The organism is Paucibacter sp. DJ2R-2 (assembly GCF_025717675.1).
Classification (GTDB): Bacteria; Pseudomonadota; Gammaproteobacteria; order Burkholderiales; family Burkholderiaceae_C; genus Paucibacter_A.
Map to the genome: position 1 here is coordinate 242,799 of NZ_JAJIRT010000003.1, position 16,301 is coordinate 259,099.

The window sequence follows — 16,301 nt, forward strand, 5'->3', positions numbered from 1 at the left end:
CGCAAGTATTGACGAGTGTTCATTGTCCGGCCCCGGTCTGCTGGGCCCACCACATCTTGGCGTAGATGCCTCCGCCTGCAAGCAGGTCCGCATGCTTACCTTGCTCAACGATTCGGCCGTCAGCCATGACGGCGATCAGGTCGAGGTCTTGAAGCACCGAGAGTCGGTGGGCGATGGTGATGGAGGTTCGACCCGCGGTGACTCTGCGTTGTTCAATCAGGATCTGGCGCTCGGTGTTGGCATCGAGCATCGAGGTTGCTTCATCGAAGACAAAGATCTGCGGGCTCTTCAGGATGGCGCGGGCCATGGCGACTCGCTGGCGCTCACCGCCCGAGAGCCTTTGGCCACGCTCGCCAACCCGAGTCTCGAAGGCCTGTGGCATGGACGTGATGAGGCCATGCATTCCTGCGAGGCATGCGGCTTCCTTGACGTCCTGGATCGTCGCACCTTCCCTGCCGATGGCGATGTTGTCAGCGATGGTGGCATCGAACAGAACGACATCTTGTGGCACCACGGCGATCATGCTTCGCAGCGTGCTCAGCGGCAGGGTGTGGATGGGAACATCGTCGAAGAAGACCTGGCCAGATTGGGGTATGTAGAGCCCCAGCAAGACTCGCACCAGTGAGGACTTGCCGCCTCCGCTTTCCCCGACGATGCCGATCGAGCTTCCTGCGGGGATGTCCAGATTCAATCCATCGAGCACAAGGCGCTGCTCATCGAAAGCCATGTGAATGTCGGAGAAGCGGATGTGTGGCGCTTTGACAATGGGCTGGGATGTCCCCATGCTGCCGGCCCTGGGTCTGGGATCGCTTGCTTTGATCTCGGACTGCGTCCTCCGCTGGTCGGCTGATTCAGCCTCTCGTTCTTGCTGAAAGACTTCCATGATCGGCCGGATGAAAGCCAGGCTCTGCAGCGAGTCACGTAGGGCTGAGCTCATCATTTCTAGCAGGCGAATGAGTTGGACCATGTAGAGGTTTGCCAAGAAAAACCCGCCAATGCTCAGCTCACCCGAAATCAGTGCACGGGAGGCGAGTAGCAGCGATGCGGCAATCGCCAAGCCGAAGGCTGCTGTGGTCAGCAGGGCCTGGCTGAGTCGTCGCCCCTGCAGCCTCGACCAGGCGCGCTCAAGCTCCTGTGTGGCTCGGTTGAATTTTCCTTGCGCCCACGTCTCGGCACCAAAGCACTTGAGGGGTTCACAGTTGCTCAGGCTGTCGCTCATGAGTCCGTGCGCATGGAAGTTGGCGCGAGAGACGAACCCTGCCGCAACTTTGATCCGGGAGGACCAGATCAGGACCAGGCTCAGGTAGGCGAATGCAGTGGTGGCGAAGATGCCATTCAATGCGGGCTGGCCCAGGGTCAAGAGCACGGCGCTGGCAGTGAGAGCCTCCGCCAAGATCGGGACTGCGCTGCCGGCCAGATTGAACAGAATGACTTGGTAGGCGGAGATGGCCTGCTGCAGGATCTGGACCTTGGCATCGCCTCGCGCATGCAAATGCGCGGATAGGGGCAATGCCAAGACGTGCCGGAAGAAGCGCTGTCGTAGGTGCGCGTACAAGCCTTGCTCCGCGGAGCTGAGCATCCAGGGGCGCAGATCGGTGCACAGACGCGCCCCACACAGACACAGCAAGTAGGCCAGGCTGAACCCGAGCAATTGGTTGGCTGCAGGAGCCTGATCCGCCGGGACACTCTGGGCTGTGGCCCCATCGATCATGCCTTTGAGCGCAAGCGGTGCCACGCCAGCTAGCAGACCGCCAGCGACGGCCAGAAGGTTGGCCGCCAACAAGTGGAAAATTTGCGACCGACTGCAGCCCGTGAACAGGAGCTGGAGCGCTAGACAAAGCTCAGTCAGCGCATTCTTGAATGGCTGCATGCCGTCCTGGCGCGGCGCCTCTGTCCTTGCTCCACTGCCACCGTCGACTCCGTCGCTGGTCCTCCTGTTCCTCATGAGGTGGTCCCTAGTTCTGCCGTGGACGCCTTTTATGGCCGACTAGGGCTGCCAGCGGCTGAGCCAGGCCTCCACCGCAACCAAGGCATGGATCTGTGAGCTTGACGCGGATTGGGTGCTCGGACGGTCGAACAGTTGGGCCTGCAGACGACTCCGATCGAGTAAGCCTCGGCGGCAGAGCTCTCCGTCGAGCAAGAGCTCACGCACCGTGTTGATATTGGCGTTCAGCACGGCTTTGACGTGTTCTTCCATTCCCCCCTTGGAACGACGTCTGATGATGGAGGCGGGGAGGTCGTTCTCAAACGCCCGTCTTGCCAATGCACGGCCCTGTCCTCCTCGTGTCAGCAGATGGCTGGGCAGGCGTAGGCATAGTTCCACCAAGGGCTGAGAGAGCAGTGGGTTGACGAGTTCCGGGGCTGCTTCTTGCTCGAAAGGGTCATAGTAGCCAATGGGCTGCATGAGGGCCGTGGCTTGAGTGAACTTGCCAATCGGCAGACGCTGGGCCTCATCTTGGGCCGGATGGCTGAAGAGCTCCATGTCCACGCCTTGGGCCGAGGACTCTGTGCTGAACGCCGTCGCCGGCCCCGATGTGGCTCTCAGGGCGGGGTCGGGTTTCAAGCGTTCCCTCAGCGCAAACCGTGCGGCCCGCCAGACCGATGTGCGCCCGAGGCGTGCCGCGTCCAAGGCTGCGCTTGCAAAGCCTGAGTCCAGGCCTCGGGTGGCCAGGTAGTCGGCCGCCGGCCACCACGACGAAATTTCGAAGAACAGCGCATCGCCACCTGCGCCGGTGAAGAGGGCCGGCGCTGCGTGAGCCGCGGCCAGGTGCGCATCGGTGCGCGAGTTCATCCAGCCGAGGTAGTGCACTGGATCCGGCATGCGTGCCGTCTGCAGCACGCGCTCCAGCTGGAATCCAGGTTCACGCTCTCGTTCCAGCAGATCTCGGCCGGCACGCGATGCTGCCAGGCGCGCGTAGTGGCGTTCGTCACTGTTGGAGCCAGGCGAGTGGTAGTTGAGACAGATCACATCGGCGGGCGAGCTTCCCGCGGCCAGACAGCTGAGCATGATGGAGGAGTCGACACCGCCGGACAATCGCAGCAACAAGGTGTCATAGCTGCCTGCCCAGGCCTGGACACAGCTTCGCACGGTGTGTCTCAGCAAGCTCGCCGCGTCCTCGAATGGCAGATACAAGGGTGAACGAGCGAAATGGACCGCGTCCCAAAGCAGGGTCGGCCGACCCTGACTCAGGTCGAGCATCTCGCCTGGCAGGACCTGTTGCACACCATCCAGGGCGGTCCCCTTTCCAATCTGGGGGCCATGCAGCAGCTGCGCTCTGAGGGCATCCCAGTTCACGCGGGGCAGCTCTTGGGCGTCCAGCACTTGAAGCGCATCCTCCAGCCATGAGAAAACAACCGTCACTCCGTGCCGCTGCAGATGGAAGCAGGGCAAGGTGCCGCTTGGGTCGCGCAGCACGCAGTGGGCCCCACCCTTGTCGGTGAAGAAAGCGATGTAGCGTCCCCAGAACTGCTGCTGCAGCGCTCGTCCCCCGCTGTTCAGGATTTCAGTGCTGGATTTCTGGTCGAAGTTGCCTTGCTTTGCTCGCGGATGGAATGCTTGTTCTAGGCTCTGCCGCTGAAACAGTTTGCCCAGGATGACGCCGCGGTGGTCGTGCAGCAGGAGGGAATCGTTGATTCCCGTTTTTTCCCCTCGCGTGTAGACCTGCATGCCGGGGCGGCTCAGCACCTGCCGCCAGACTTGGATTTGTCGAGTCTGGGATCCCAGCTCATTGGCGGCAGCACTCGGGTCGGCCAGGTTGGAGTCCCAGACAAAAGCAAGATAGCGAAACATGGCGTCAGGTGCTCCGGCCTACACGACGAGGATGGGGCAAAACTGGCGAACGCGCTCATGCTGGTCGTTCAAGACCATGTCGCCACGCTGAACCCAGGAATGGGCGGCAAAGGGATTTGACTTGACACCAATCACCCATTGAGCTGAAAGGCCTTCAGTGGCTAGGAAGCCCAGGAGGGACAGGGAGTCATGAAGGCACTGCTGCTGCGTGCTGAAGAAGAAGGGGCGAAGCGCGGCATATGCGGCACATGCACTCTGGATGGCCTCTATCGACTCAGCGCCGGGGCCCCGTAGTCTGTGCTTGCGCGAAATGCGCGCGCAGACGATGGCCCACAAGGACCGATGGCGAAGACACCAGCTCGCACTTGCTGAACTTGTTAAGAAAGCAAAGGAACGCCGGGCGCTGATCCGCGCAGTCGTCCCGTCATGATCCAGTTCCTGCAACGCAGTTGGCAGTGCTGTTTCAGGGGCTTGTTCCGGGGCCGCTTCAGAGGCAGGCCGTATCAGGAGCTCCAAGGCAACGAGTTGTTGCACCGTCTTGTGATTGGGTAGCGGGGTGTCCGTGTTGTGTGGCTGGGCGTCAAAGGCTGGCCAGCCCTTGATCAACTTGCTCAGCGGCAGAGCTTCCGGCTTGCTGATGGCCAAATAGCGGTTTCGGCGCAAGTCGAGCAAGACCACGCAGCTTTCGCAGGCGCAAGCCCTTACATGGTGGGCCAGTTCCAGTTGCGGCTTCGAGTGCGCATCTTGCATGGCGTTCTCCGAGTCCAGGTCCTTGGTTTGGCGTGAAAAGCATCCGGAGGTCGGCTCTTTGGTGGGTCTTGGCGGTCGCCTCCGTAGTGGACGATCGCCGTTTACTTAGACTTGGCGCGGCTGCGTTACGTCACGACACGCCGCCTCAGGGTTTTTGCATGGCAAGCTGAGTTTGGGATCTCACGCTGTGGGAGTGGATGCTTTTGGGGTCAGTCCTGGGCGCCGTTGTTTACGGAGCCCAGGACTTTCTCTCAAGCTAGGCAGCGCGCTCCGTTGTGGCGCGTGCCAAGCTCATTCAGGGCTCGCGGCGACCCGGGATCACCGGGTTTTCCTCGGCATATTCCAGGGCTGGGAAGCCCAGGGTCAGTTCCTTGGCATCACCCAGTTCGATGACCGGGGTTTGTTGCTCCAGTTGCGATTTCTCGTCCATGACAGACTCCTTCAAGTTGAGGTTGAGACCCAGTGCCTGAGGCCTTCTTGACCTCAGGCAACTTGAAGTTAGCTCCGGCTGTCGGCTGTGTCGATGTCAAAGGGACGATGCCGGTCTGTGTTCGGCGGCCGTGATCGAGGCGAGCCCATGGCTACAGCTACTTGGAATTTGCATCTTGGGCGGTCGAGCAGCGATGCTCTACTTGTTCGGCAGTCAGGGTGATCAGTTGGGCGCAGGCCATTGCTTGCGGTATTCCGAACGTTTTTCACGTTACTTGAGGGGTTACATTGAGGGAAATGGCCTTGAAATCGTCATTGTTCAATGGGGCCTGCCAATTCCCTCAGTCCTACTCCCGATCCAACGTCTCAAGTGTGGAGCTTGTGTTGGCAGGCGGCTGTTGGCCGTGACTTCCTGTCTAGCCCGTCGCTCGCTCGACGGATCCGAGCCAGGCTGCTTGATGCGCATCAGCGGTCTGGGCGGGTCCTGATCGACTACCTGATCCTGCCTTCCGAGATCCATGCCGTGTCTCAGATCTCTGCCGATGATTCGGTGGGCAGTGTGGCCCGGGCGGTTGGCAACGTGGTGTCGCGATGGGTGCGTGAGGCGCAACCCGTGCGCAGCCCGGTTCTGGCTGGCCCCTACCGGGCCCAGCGCATCGATTCGATCTCGAAGTTGCGAGACGAGTTGCGCATGCTGGCATGGCGCTCGGTCGCGGTGGGGGCTTGCAAGACACCGACCCACCACCCTTACGGGGGACTTCGGATCGCCTTGGGGCTGACGCCAGCCAAAGGTTTCGATGCCCGTCCCATGTTGCGGCACTTCGGCGATTCGGTTCCTGTATCTCGCGATTCTCTGCGCCGCTGGATCTCGAGGAGACCCACACAACAGGAGCGATGCGCTTGGGAGCTCACTCGTGGCTTGGTCCTGGCGACAGGCACTGTCGGACCTAGGCCCGCGATGGCCCGGCTGGTGGATAGTGCTGCGGCCAGCCTTGTGGCTGCGGGCGGGGGGTACGGCATTGATGCCGCGCTCGAGGTCCTTGCGCTTTGGGTGAGCGTGCGTCTGAATGCCAACAATCCGCCTGATCTGTATGCGAGCTCCAGTCATTTGGCCGCAAGGGGCCGCGCCTTGGTGGCCTGCCTGGCTCGGGCTCATCGACTCTGTTCGGCAGCCTCCGTGGCGAGATATTTCCACCGCGCCAAAGCTACGCTGTGCGAGCAGATGGCGGCATGCCGTCGACATCCCCTCGATCGGTTGACGCTTGCGATCCCCCTGCGTCGCATCCTGGACGAGGCGGCCTTGTTGCGAGTATCCGGGGTGGGGTGCCTGCCCTTTTGCGGCAAGCGTGTGCACCACCCTGCGAAGCCTGACCCGACCGCTCATGACGCCTGAGCGCTCCGGCGCTTGATCGTCAAACGATGGCCCGTAGCGCGCTTGTCTTTGGCATCCGTTGCGGCGACTTTCATTGGACTGCCGGTCACAGCTCCGGGTGGGGCTTGATTCCGCGTGGATGCAAGGTGGTCTGCATGCCGGGCCTGCGACACAGCAGGCCTGGTAAGCGTCCATTGCTCAACCTCGGTTTGCCGCCATGCAACGGCACGCTTGCTGAGTTGAACTTGCCCCGGGAACTGATGCTCGGCGATCAAGCTATAGATCGTGGATCTGCACAAGCCGGTCATCTGCATGACGGTGGGCAAACGAACCAGTTTCGGCTGTGCCGAAATGATCTCGGCTTGGGTGCTGAGCAATGTGGGCTGCATGGCATACCTCCTTGGGTGGTGTTCCATGGAATCTAGTGGCCTGCGCCGGCCTGACCTGCGGTGACTTTCCGGAAAAAATGAGCCCCTTTCAGCTTCGGTCTCGTGCCCTTTAGCTCACTTTGTGGTGTTTGTCAGGGCCAGGCGATATCCGGCCCCAATGCATGAGGCGGTTCCAGTAAAGGCGCGACCTACCCATGCCCAGGGATCGCAGGCCCGCTGCCTTCGCGCTGCGCGCTAACGAGCCCGCTTAGCGAACAGCCTGCGGCCCCGTCCGCCACGCTTCGCTTCTCGTCCATGGCCTTGGGCAGATCGCCACCCTATCCATTCGCCACGCCCGAAGCCGGCCGCGCCAAATGCCAAGGTGCTCGATGCGGCTCGAAGTCCGCGCCAGTCGCTGCGCTTGTTGGCACGTCCTTCGCAGGGGCGCCGCATCTCGAAACGCCGGTCGACTTCGCCAAACTACGCCGCCCGCGGAAATGTCTGCCTGCGCGCTGTGCTGCCCGTCGCGCTCCCCCCACGCGCCCCCATCCGTGGGTGAGGGGGACTTGTGGGGGGATCTTTGATGCGGCGGGCCCAGACAGGGGCTCGCTGCTTCGGCTGCTGTGAACCCCACCCATCCCCCACCCCTTCCCGTGAGGGAAAGGGTCATGCCCACCCCCCGCCCGCCCGTGGGCGGGAGCGAGGAGTCCGAGCAAGAGGATCAGCAAAGAGGCAGCCATTCCGGCCTTGCCGGTTGATCACTCTTCAAGGAGAACGTTATGGCTTCCGTTCGAGTGGAGCAACGCAATGCTCATTTGGCCGCCCCCGTCCGGCTGGACTTCGTCAATCGTCGAGATGGCAAGTTGGCCCGGGCTGTGCTGACTGCCATCAGTAACACCCGCCATGGCAGCGGAGATGAGCGCAAAGAGGAATGCACGGCTGTGCAGTGGACCCTGTGGGGCAAGCAGGCTGAACATGCTGCCGAATACCTGGGCAAGGGTTCGCATGTGAATGTGGTGGGCCGGCTGCGTAACAACAACTATCACGACGATGCCGGCGCCGATGTGTACGCGATGGCCTTCACTTGTGAGGAAATCGATTACCTCGACACCCGTGCGTCAGCCCAAGCGCGCCAGGTCCGTGCGCAGGAAGGCGAGGGCTGGGGTGAGTCTAGTATGGATGCACCGGCGCAACAACGCCGCCGCAATGCAAACCAGGGCAGTGCCTCACGCAAGCCCAAGCAGGGTTGATGGTTGTCGGCCTACACAAGCCAGGGCGAGGCGGACGCCTCGCCCACCCTCTTCGATTCATAGATTCAGTCAACCCATTTGGGCAAGCACACATCATCAAGGAGACCAACATGCAAACAGTGTCTGCATTGGCCACACGATTTGGCCGCAAGAGCACGGTCTATCGCAGTGATTTTCCATTGGCGGAAGATCAGATGCGAGCCACGGCGCCTTCCATCTTTGCCGTTGGCAAGCATGACAGCCGCTCTGAACGGTACACCTACATTCCGACAATTGAAGTACTTCGCGCCTTGCGCCATGAGGGGTTTGAGCCGTTCATGGTGGCACAGAGCGCCAGCCGAACGGCCGGCAAGAGTGAGTTCACCAAGCACATGATCCGCATGCGTCATGCCGAACAGGCGCAGGCCAAGTCGGAAGCGCACGAGATCATTTTGATCAACAGCCACGACGGTGCCAGCTCCTATCAAATGTTGGCGGGAATGTTCCGCTTCGTCTGCTGCAACGGGCTGGTGGTCGGCGACATCGCCAACGACATCCGCATCCCGCACAAAGGCCGAATCCAAGATCAGGTGATTGACGGTGCCTTCCGAGTTCTGCAGGACTTCGAGCTGGTCGAGTCCTCCACCGAAGAAATGAAGGCGCTGCCGCTGTGCCACGAGGAGCAGCACGCTTTTGCGGAAGCTGCTTTGACGCTGCGTTATGGCGGAGATGAGCTTGAGTTTCCGACAGAGGGTGCGTTGCCTGCAGTGCACGTCGCACCGATCACGGCTTCTCAACTTCTGCAAGCGCGGCGGCGAGAAGACGAGGAGGGTAGCCTGTGGATGACCTTCCAACGCACGCAGGAACATCTGCTGCAAGGTGGTCTTCCCGGGCGCAGTGCGCAAGGCCGCCATGTCCGAACTCGTGCAGTGGGTAGCATCGACCGCAACGTCAGCCTGAACCGTGCTCTCTGGGTGTTGGCCGAGGAGATGCGCAAGCTGAAGCATTGATGCGCTGACATACCCTGAACGTAGGCCCGGCGGCTCTCACGCTACCGGGCCCATGGCCATGTCGCCAGCAAGCCGGTGATGGCTCCGGCAGCCCCTGCCACCAGACAGCCAGCCAGTGCGGGCAAGCGGCCTGCGTGGCGCTGGTGCACGCCTGTCTGTCTCTCTATGGTTTTTCTGATGTGCTGCAGCGCCCGGTCAACTTCAGCCTTGAAGGCTTCGCTGATTGCCTTGTTCATCGCCCCCGTTTGTGATTCCATCGCTTGCACGGCGTGGGCTTCCACCAGAGCTAGAAGTTGCTTCAAGGCGTGCACCTTGACCTTGTCGCCCAAAGCGTTGATCTGGGTCTCGAAATCAGAGAGTTGATCAGCCAGCTGCGCGCTCGCCTCGACCTGCTGCCGGGTCACTTCTGAAATCGCCGGTAGTAGCGTGTCGACCCTGTCGAGCAACTGGCCAAGTTCGCCGATCGCTTCGGCAATCAAAGCTTCGCGAGAGCTTTGCGGCGACTTCATCGTGGCGGGGTGCTCAGCCAAGTCAACCTTGTTTGGAGGGGACCAGCTCACGCAGGTTCAGTGCATGGAAGCAAGCATCGAGCTTGGGCAGCACGCCTCGGGCCAGGCGCTGCGTGGCCAGGCCTTGCGCATGAGCAAGCCGCGATTCGTTGTCTGCGCTGTTCTTGATGAGCGCTTTGTAGTCGGTCGAATCGGAGGCAACAGCGACCAGGTCAACGTCAGGGCCGTTCAGACGCCCATAAATCTCGTTGAAGCCAAGTTGACAAGCCAAGGAAACCCGCGCCATGGGCGACTGCTGCAGGAAGGCTAGCAGGGGCTCGAACTGCCGTTCTAGCTCGCTGTCGTCCTCGACCATATTGAAGATCACACGGACCTTGCCCGGGGGAATCCCCAGGCGAGAGAGCTCAACCAGGGTCGCTATGGTGTCGCGCTGCTGCTTGCCGGCCGGGACAGCGGGGACGATGAAGATGTCAAAGTCTTCGTGGCTCCCTTGGTAGCGCCTCATCAGGGTCAGCAGGTCCTCGATGTTGCTCGCACCTATGTCGACGACTACATCGTCCACGATTTGAAGGAATTCCTGCAGCTCGGCGAACTGCCGCCCACGGATGACGTGGTCCAGCTCTTCGCCTGCGTTGATGCTTTCGATGGAAATGAGTTTGGCACCAGGCAATCGGGGTGCAAGCAAGTGCCGAGCGATCGTGGACTTACCGACATTGCCTGAGAAACTGAGAACAGCAATTTTCATTTCGCAATCCTCTCTTGCATCAGGGGATTGGTGATCCGGTTCCTCATGAAGTCTTCGGCAACCTCTTTGCCACTTCGGGCATCACCCGAGTCGCGGTGTTGAAGCGACTGCATGCGCGCTTGACTAGACTGAGCAGGGCCGGGCGCCTCGTGCGGTGCAAGCTGCACACTGTTCGGCGGATTTGGTGTCCGGCCCGCATTGCTCGGAGCGTAGGTGCATCCAATGTTGACTTCACGTCTGACCGTGCTGACGCTCACCGCTACGCCCGCGTCCTTCAATGCCACGCGGATGGCTTCGAAGCTGTACCCCTGTTTTCGCAAACACTTGATCTCGGCGCTGAAAGCCAGCGCCTTGCGATTGGACCTGCCGGGTGGGAGTTTGGGGGCGAGCATCATGGAGCGAAGGACCGCTGGTCAGGGTCTAAGTCTTGCCCGCTTGGGATACCTTGGCGGCGGCGAAACAAGCGTGAAATTAATCGCTGTGTATCACCGGGTCGCGGAGCGTGTACTTGCGGACCGCTTGTGCGTCGGATTAGGAACGGATGAGGTGCTGTCAAGGTCCGGATGCGGGCGAGATTTGAGCCGGATATCGTTCGGAAGTGGTCCACCTTTGGGCCTGTTGCTGTCAGGACTAGGACACCTAAGCCAAGCCTGCATTGGGTCTGGCGGCAACCGGGCACTGCACTTGGCACAAGCGGCCTGTGGGCCTAGCTGAAAGGGTGGTAGATCGGAGAGTGCAGGATAGGCTGACTGCCAGCATTTGGATCCCACTTTTGCTTCCTAGCGCGCTGTTGTGGGCTGGTTTTTTGTCGGACTGCTGCGCTCCGCCCAACTGAAAGGGTTAGAAATCAGGTTTAGGCTGATTGCGGACGATCTCCGGCGACTGCTTGGCGTCCGCCCGACATTAGAAATGAAGCCCATTGCCTATGTACGGAAGCCTGAGTCCGCAATGCGCCAGCTACCTTCTGACACCGACGACGACGTTGCCTCTTCAGGCGTTCAGAGGGTAGTCCCGATGGCTCGGCTAACTTGACGCTGATACCGTCCTTCCAAGAATAGTAGGGAGGACTATGAGAACTACCACGCTTCAAGCTGAAGGTGACGGGTGCACGCCGCGGCTGCAGCCGTTTGGATGGATGGTTAGCCGTGTTCGTATCGTCACCGCTATCGTGTTGGTGATGTCGATGTCGGCGTGCGGCAACATCGGGTACAAGCCTCGCGGCTTTGAAGTTCAACCAGTCATCGAGCCGCAGTCCACTGCAGACCAATCGGTTCCAGACGCTCACGTCAAGAGTACGCCAAGGAAGATTGTCATCTTCTTCGACGGAACTCAGAATGATGAAGGGTCAGACACAAACGTCAAGCGTCTGCATTCGCTATTGACACTGCAGGCCCGTCCAGACATTGCGAGCCTGTACGTCCTAGGCGTTGGTACAGAGCTCGACCCAATCGGTGCAGTGACTGGTGCGGGCATCAATGCGCGGGTCGAGCTCGCCTACGAATTTATCCTCAACCACTTCCAGCCGGCAAAGGATGGCGTGCCAGCAGACGAGATTTACATCTTCGGCTTCAGCCGCGGCGCATATGCTGGCAGGATTCTGGCAACGATGCTGAACTATGCAGGGATCGTTGAGGAAATCAAGGAAAAGCCCGGTGACCTTCGAAGGTTGACTCCAAAGGAGTTGAGTGCCGCGGTACACGCTGCGACGTTTCCGTGCTTCGAGTGCGGTGCAGTCGATAAGCCTCGTGATCGTCCGGCACGGATTGAGGCAGCACTCAAGAGTGCGAATCTGAGGTCTGTGCCAAACGGGCCCCATGGTGTTGCTGTTCCAGTTGCTGTGCTGGGTCTGTGGGACACGGTTCAGGCGCTGGGTATGCCCGCCATTGGACGCAGTTTGCTGGTTCCGTTCCTGTCGGCACCTCCTGAGGTGGACGTCGATGAACCCAACCATCGTTATGGCGAGAGGCTTTGCAACGTGCAGCGCGCCTTTCATGCGATGTCGATAGACGACAACCGAGAGACTATATTTACGCCGCTGTTGCTTTCTCGTGCCCATCACTTCGATGGATGCAAGAGCGGCTTCGGGATGTTGGATGACAAGGGAAGCATTCAGCCAGGTCACTTGCAGGAGGTTTGGTTCTCGGGCGCCCATTCAGACGTCGGCGGAGGCTACGCGAACGGCGCGCTAAGCGGTGTCAGTTTGAACTGGATGCTGAACCGACTTAGGTGCATGGACCTGTTGCCGGGCGACGATTGCAAGTCGAAAGGGGAGCTTTGGGCGCCTAAGCGGTACGTCCGTGAGGATGTCTACGGTGGGAGCCATGACCCTACTGCGGGGATCTGGTTCTTCTATCCAAAGGTCAACCGCGACCTCGTGCGGTACGCATTCAGTTCAACATCGATCTGGGGTTCCGCCATTCCGCAGATCTGCGTCCATGAGAGTGTCTTCACTCGGCGCAAGCTGATTGACCCGAAGTACCACGAGTACGACCAGTTGTCGTTTACCAAGCCCGGCGTCATCGACTTGGAACCCGCCAACTACGGCAAGGGGCGTAGTTGGAAGCAGCTTCGTCAGCGGCAAGCAACAGTGCCAAGCGCGCCCCCTGTGAGGGTGGAAGTTGTCCCGTACGAGAGCTGCAAGTTTCTGAGCCAGGCGGTCAAGGTCGGAGGTCTCCAATGAAGGTGCTCCTCGTGGTTAGCGCAGCAGTCATCCTCGGCGGGTGCGCCGCTATCCAATATGAGGTGATGACCGTCGATTCAGCGCCGCCGGCAGCCGCGGCACAAACCGCTCGCTGTTCGATGAACTCCCCCGCCGAAAAACCATGCCTAGCGCTGACCTACGCCGATCAGTGGACATCTTCGACCGGCATTGTGGTGAAGGATGTCGGTGAGAAGTTCTGCATCTCTGTTCTTCCGCATCAGGTTTGGTTTGATGCGGACCGCCGGAACACGCCCCCGTACGGTGAGAAAGGGAGCTGGATGATGAACTTGGCCAAGAGGCGTCATGAGAATGAAGGGTTCTTTGCCTTGATGGTTGATGTGAGGTCGTCGGACGACTTCGCGCCAAGCAACACTGCGAAAGCTGTGAAGGTTCCGGAGAACTTCGAGTACGTTGCTGAAAGCACTGGCAAGCTGGTGCTGTATCCGAACGATGCATTGGGGCCTGAAAGCGATCCCACCTACTACTACAGAAAGAACAACTCCGGCTTCGTCTGGGTGAGCATCAGCCGGTGCGGACGGCAGTGATGCGAGGGCGCAAGCAGGTCGGCGTTCCCCGGGGCGAAGTTTCGATGGGCATATGAGCTGGCGCTGGCGAGTGAGTGTTTGCAGCTTTGGTCTTAGCCAGTGGGCTAGCCACTGCTGCCGACAATCCATTTCAGGATCTGTACGCTCAACTGTCAGCCATCGCCCAGGGGGGGCGACGGCAACCTCGAGGAAACACCACTTCTGCGCAGTGAGTCAAGGGCCGCCGACTGAATACGTGCTTCCGTAATATCCGCTTTGAAACAGTGAGATTGGCTTGCCAACCCAACGCGCGACCTCTCGCTGTAAGGCGAGGAAATCGGGCCCCTCCTGAGAGTGCGCAGACATACGGCCGATCTTCATAACCCGTGCTTCACCCGCACCCAGCACCGTGGAGTCGTAGTAGCCGCCGACCAGGACGGCAGCCAGTTTGGCTCCAGGTTCTAACTTAATGTTCCATTGGACTGACTCGTAGGAGCTCAGGACCAGCACGACGGGCCGTCCTGAACGGCGCACATTCACCAACACGCGTCCTGTACCTCGCAATTGGCCGGGTTGCGCAATCTTCTCCCGAGCCTCGTAGACGCCTATGCCCTCCACTTGGGCGTTTCGAACCAAGTGCGCCAGCGGCGAGTCTGTCGACAAGGCTGTGCTTTGGCTGTTGGGCTGTTCCTCCGTGTCGATTTGACGCAGTGTTTGTTGGTTGGTTTCGTCAAGCATTGCCGCCACCACTTCGGCGGCGGGAACTGGCTCACCGGTCGCCAAGCGTTCCGAAAACCAAAGCGTGGGGTGGTTGATGTGGACCAGGCGATTGATGGCTGCAAAGTACTGCACGCGGCGCTGAGTTGCGGCTCCGTCCACTCGGGCCAAAGTCCCCTGGCTCGCGTTAAACAAATAGTTGCCATTGCGAGAGCTCTGCCAGCCAGCTGCGCTGCGCATGTTCAGGTCAACTACGAATATTTCGGGCGTCGAGGTGGGGGTTGCCGACCGAACGCTGACTGGATCGAAGCTATTCTCTTGAACCTCTAGCGTTCGAAGATCGATACGCAGTAGTTTGCTTTGATCACTTGTGACCCATTCACTGCCATCTGCTGAAAGCTGACCATTCCACATGCCTGCGGCCATGAACCGTCGGTCTGCGCTAGGCTTTTCTGTGACCAGCATCGCTTCTAGCTTCCCATCCTGTTCGGTGACTTCGTACTGGTACATACCGAGGAGGTTCAGGGCGTTGAACCGGTTGCTGTTGTCAGGCGAGGGCAGAAGTACCTCAGTGGATGAGGGGCTGCTGGTCCGGATGGCTGCTTCTTCCGCGGTACGCAGACTCAACAGGTGCATATGTCTGTTGTTGGCACGACGAACGCCAATGAACCAAGTGCTGAGCCAGTGGATTGAACTGGCATCCTGCAGTTGCAACAGCGTTTCCCCTCCGTCGCTACTGCGGATTCGGGCTACGCCAGACGCTGTTTGCGCGAATAGGCGCCCATTGGGAGACACGCTGACTTCGCTATAGGCTCCGCGCTCCTTGAACATGCTGCGCCCACTGTCCAGAGCTATCAACTCCAGGCTATCGGTGCTTCTTAGCGCTGCGACTGGGGCCTGTCCGGTGTCTTGCACAAGGGAAACGCGCTCACTCTGCATCGTGATCGATGGGGGGGCATTTCCGACCGAGATAGGAGGTAAAGAAAGCAGCGCTCGTACGCGTTGAGCACCCATCCAGCGGGCCAGCCTCAGGTCGAACTCTTCGAAGCAACTTCTATTTTTGACGCCCGAGCGAACTTCAGTCTCAGAGTGGCGCCAACTTGGCAAGAAATCTGGACTGCAGGTCAGCGCGCGCGCGCGCAATCGCGCACTCCAGGCTCTTTCGAATGATGCCAAGTCTGTCGTTCTGACATTCAGCGACTCGACCATTCGGCCATGTGCCTGCTGCATTTCGCCGCTAAGGGGTACAGCAGTGTTGATCCTGTCCTCTGGGCTGTCGATTCGATTCAGCGCATCGCATCCCGTTAGAAGCAGGCTTACAGGCAGAACAAGGCAAGTGAAAAAAACCGTCAGAGTCTTCAAAGGCCAGCCTTGTAGGTCAGTTGTGCACGGTCGCTGCCTAACTCGTGAGTCCAGATGTGGGTGACGCTGGACTTGCGAACGTTGATGATCGCCACAGCACCTTCGTGCAATGCCAAGGTCAATCCGTCAGCATGTGGAATGCCGCGGTCAAAAGTGCTACGTAAGTCAACCAAGCGATCGGCGAGAGACTGTTCTTTCTGAACCTCACCTAGCTCGTTGAAGATTACTAGTTTCGCGTACTGAGAAATGCCGACATAGGTTCGTGTCTTCGAATCAAAGGCGATGCTCAGGATCCCTCGGTTCTGAAGCGGTCGAGCGCTGAGCCAGGAGTGTTTTTGGGTGTCGTAGCGATAGAAATAGCCTTGGTCGCCCAGAGTCACAATGCCAAGAATGCTGGACTGCCTATCCCAAGCCAAGCCGTAGCCCATGGAGAATTCAGGCAAATTTGCCGGCGGCTTAATCTCCTGACTTTCCTTCCCAAAGCCTCTTGGCAACCATCTCAAGGTGCTTCCTGGACCTCCGAATGCATAGGCCTCTGTGCCATTCTTAATTAGAACGGCTGCTCCGTTTGCGCGCTCCAGGAGGCTGCCACCGAGCACATTGCCGGCTTGACGTTTTCCGCTTTTCGGCCCCGTGTTGGTCCATGCCAGACGTTGTCCATCGACACTCAAGAGATCGAACGTGAAATGAACTCGAGGTGCTTCGGGTATCGCTGGGCGCTCAGGGCTTCGCGCTCTTGTTTCGTTGTTCGATCGGGGCGCAGCTTGGCCGTCGGGATCAACGGCGCGAGGCGCG

The 16,301-nt window shown here is 59.8% G+C and carries 14 protein-coding genes; 4 read left to right on the forward strand and 10 right to left on the reverse strand.

Going from position 1 to position 16,301, the window contains the following annotated elements:
- Positions 1-19: 19 nt before the first annotated feature.
- The 5 genes from LNV28_RS10410 to LNV28_RS10430 all read right to left on the reverse strand — a co-directional run bounded on the left by LNV28_RS10410 (position 20) and on the right by LNV28_RS10430 (position 6,730).
- A complete protein-coding gene (locus LNV28_RS10410) occupies positions 20-1,870 on the reverse strand; it encodes an ATP-binding cassette domain-containing protein (protein WP_263568933.1) in 1,851 nt (616 codons plus the stop codon).
- A gap of 117 nt (positions 1,871-1,987) precedes the next feature.
- Entirely contained in the window at positions 1,988-3,790 is a 1,803-nt protein-coding gene (locus LNV28_RS10415) for an asparagine synthase-related protein (RefSeq protein WP_263568934.1), read from the reverse strand.
- An 18-nt stretch (positions 3,791-3,808) separates the two neighbouring features.
- Positions 3,809-4,540 carry a lasso peptide biosynthesis B2 protein gene (locus LNV28_RS10420; protein ID WP_263568935.1) on the reverse strand — a complete coding sequence of 244 codons (732 nt, stop codon included), beginning with the start codon at positions 4,538-4,540 and terminating at the stop codon, positions 3,809-3,811.
- 295 nt (positions 4,541-4,835) lie between these two features.
- Positions 4,836-4,970: a rubrivinodin family lasso peptide gene (locus LNV28_RS10425; protein ID WP_263568936.1), complete on the reverse strand. Its 135-nt coding sequence runs from the start codon at positions 4,968-4,970 to the stop codon at positions 4,836-4,838.
- Positions 4,971-6,349: 1,379 nt separating this feature from the next.
- Positions 6,350-6,730 carry an AlpA family transcriptional regulator gene (locus LNV28_RS10430; protein ID WP_263568937.1) on the reverse strand — a complete coding sequence of 127 codons (381 nt, stop codon included), beginning with the start codon at positions 6,728-6,730 and terminating at the stop codon, positions 6,350-6,352.
- A gap of 758 nt (positions 6,731-7,488) precedes the next feature.
- On the opposite strand from LNV28_RS10430, the gene LNV28_RS10435 reads away from it, so the two are divergent.
- Positions 7,489-7,959, forward strand: coding sequence for a single-stranded DNA-binding protein (locus LNV28_RS10435; protein ID WP_263568938.1), 471 nt, complete (start codon positions 7,489-7,491; stop codon positions 7,957-7,959).
- Between the two features lie 110 nt (positions 7,960-8,069).
- Entirely contained in the window at positions 8,070-8,948 is an 879-nt protein-coding gene (locus tag LNV28_RS10440) for a DUF932 domain-containing protein (protein WP_263568939.1), read from the forward strand.
- 41 nt (positions 8,949-8,989) lie between these two features.
- Here LNV28_RS10440 and LNV28_RS10445 read toward each other — a convergent pair whose 3' ends face one another.
- Genes LNV28_RS10445 through LNV28_RS10455 form a run of 3 tightly spaced genes read right to left on the reverse strand, consistent with a single transcriptional unit; the run spans position 8,990 to position 10,597 of the window.
- Entirely contained in the window at positions 8,990-9,457 is a 468-nt protein-coding gene (locus tag LNV28_RS10445) for a hypothetical protein (RefSeq protein ID WP_263568940.1), read from the reverse strand.
- Positions 9,458-9,479: 22 nt separating this feature from the next.
- Positions 9,480-10,202, reverse strand: coding sequence for a StbB family protein (stbB, locus tag LNV28_RS10450; RefSeq protein ID WP_263568941.1), 723 nt, complete (start codon positions 10,200-10,202; stop codon positions 9,480-9,482).
- On the reverse strand, positions 10,199-10,597 hold the full coding sequence (locus LNV28_RS10455) for a hypothetical protein (RefSeq protein WP_263568942.1): 399 nt from the start codon (positions 10,595-10,597) through the stop codon (positions 10,199-10,201). Before LNV28_RS10455 ends, stbB begins: the two co-directional genes overlap by 4 nt.
- A 674-nt stretch (positions 10,598-11,271) precedes the next feature.
- Here LNV28_RS10455 and LNV28_RS10460 point away from each other — a divergent pair.
- Together LNV28_RS10460 and LNV28_RS10465 are read left to right on the forward strand one after the other, a co-directional pair.
- On the forward strand, positions 11,272-12,882 hold the full coding sequence (locus tag LNV28_RS10460) for a phospholipase effector Tle1 domain-containing protein (RefSeq protein ID WP_263568943.1): 1,611 nt from the start codon (positions 11,272-11,274) through the stop codon (positions 12,880-12,882).
- A complete protein-coding gene (locus tag LNV28_RS10465) occupies positions 12,879-13,448 on the forward strand; it encodes a hypothetical protein (protein WP_263568944.1) in 570 nt (189 codons plus the stop codon). Before LNV28_RS10460 ends, LNV28_RS10465 begins: the two co-directional genes overlap by 4 nt.
- A gap of 213 nt (positions 13,449-13,661) precedes the next feature.
- Here the strand turns inward: LNV28_RS10465 and LNV28_RS10470 are convergent, their stop codons facing one another.
- A complete protein-coding gene (locus tag LNV28_RS10470; protein WP_263568945.1) occupies positions 13,662-15,506 on the reverse strand; it encodes a hypothetical protein in 1,845 nt (614 codons plus the stop codon).
- Positions 15,503-16,177 (reverse strand): hypothetical protein, encoded by a 675-nt coding sequence (locus LNV28_RS10475; protein WP_263568946.1) that lies wholly within the window; start codon positions 16,175-16,177, stop codon positions 15,503-15,505. The genes LNV28_RS10470 and LNV28_RS10475 overlap by 4 nt, the downstream gene beginning before the upstream one ends.
- Positions 16,178-16,301: the final 124 nt, after the last annotated feature.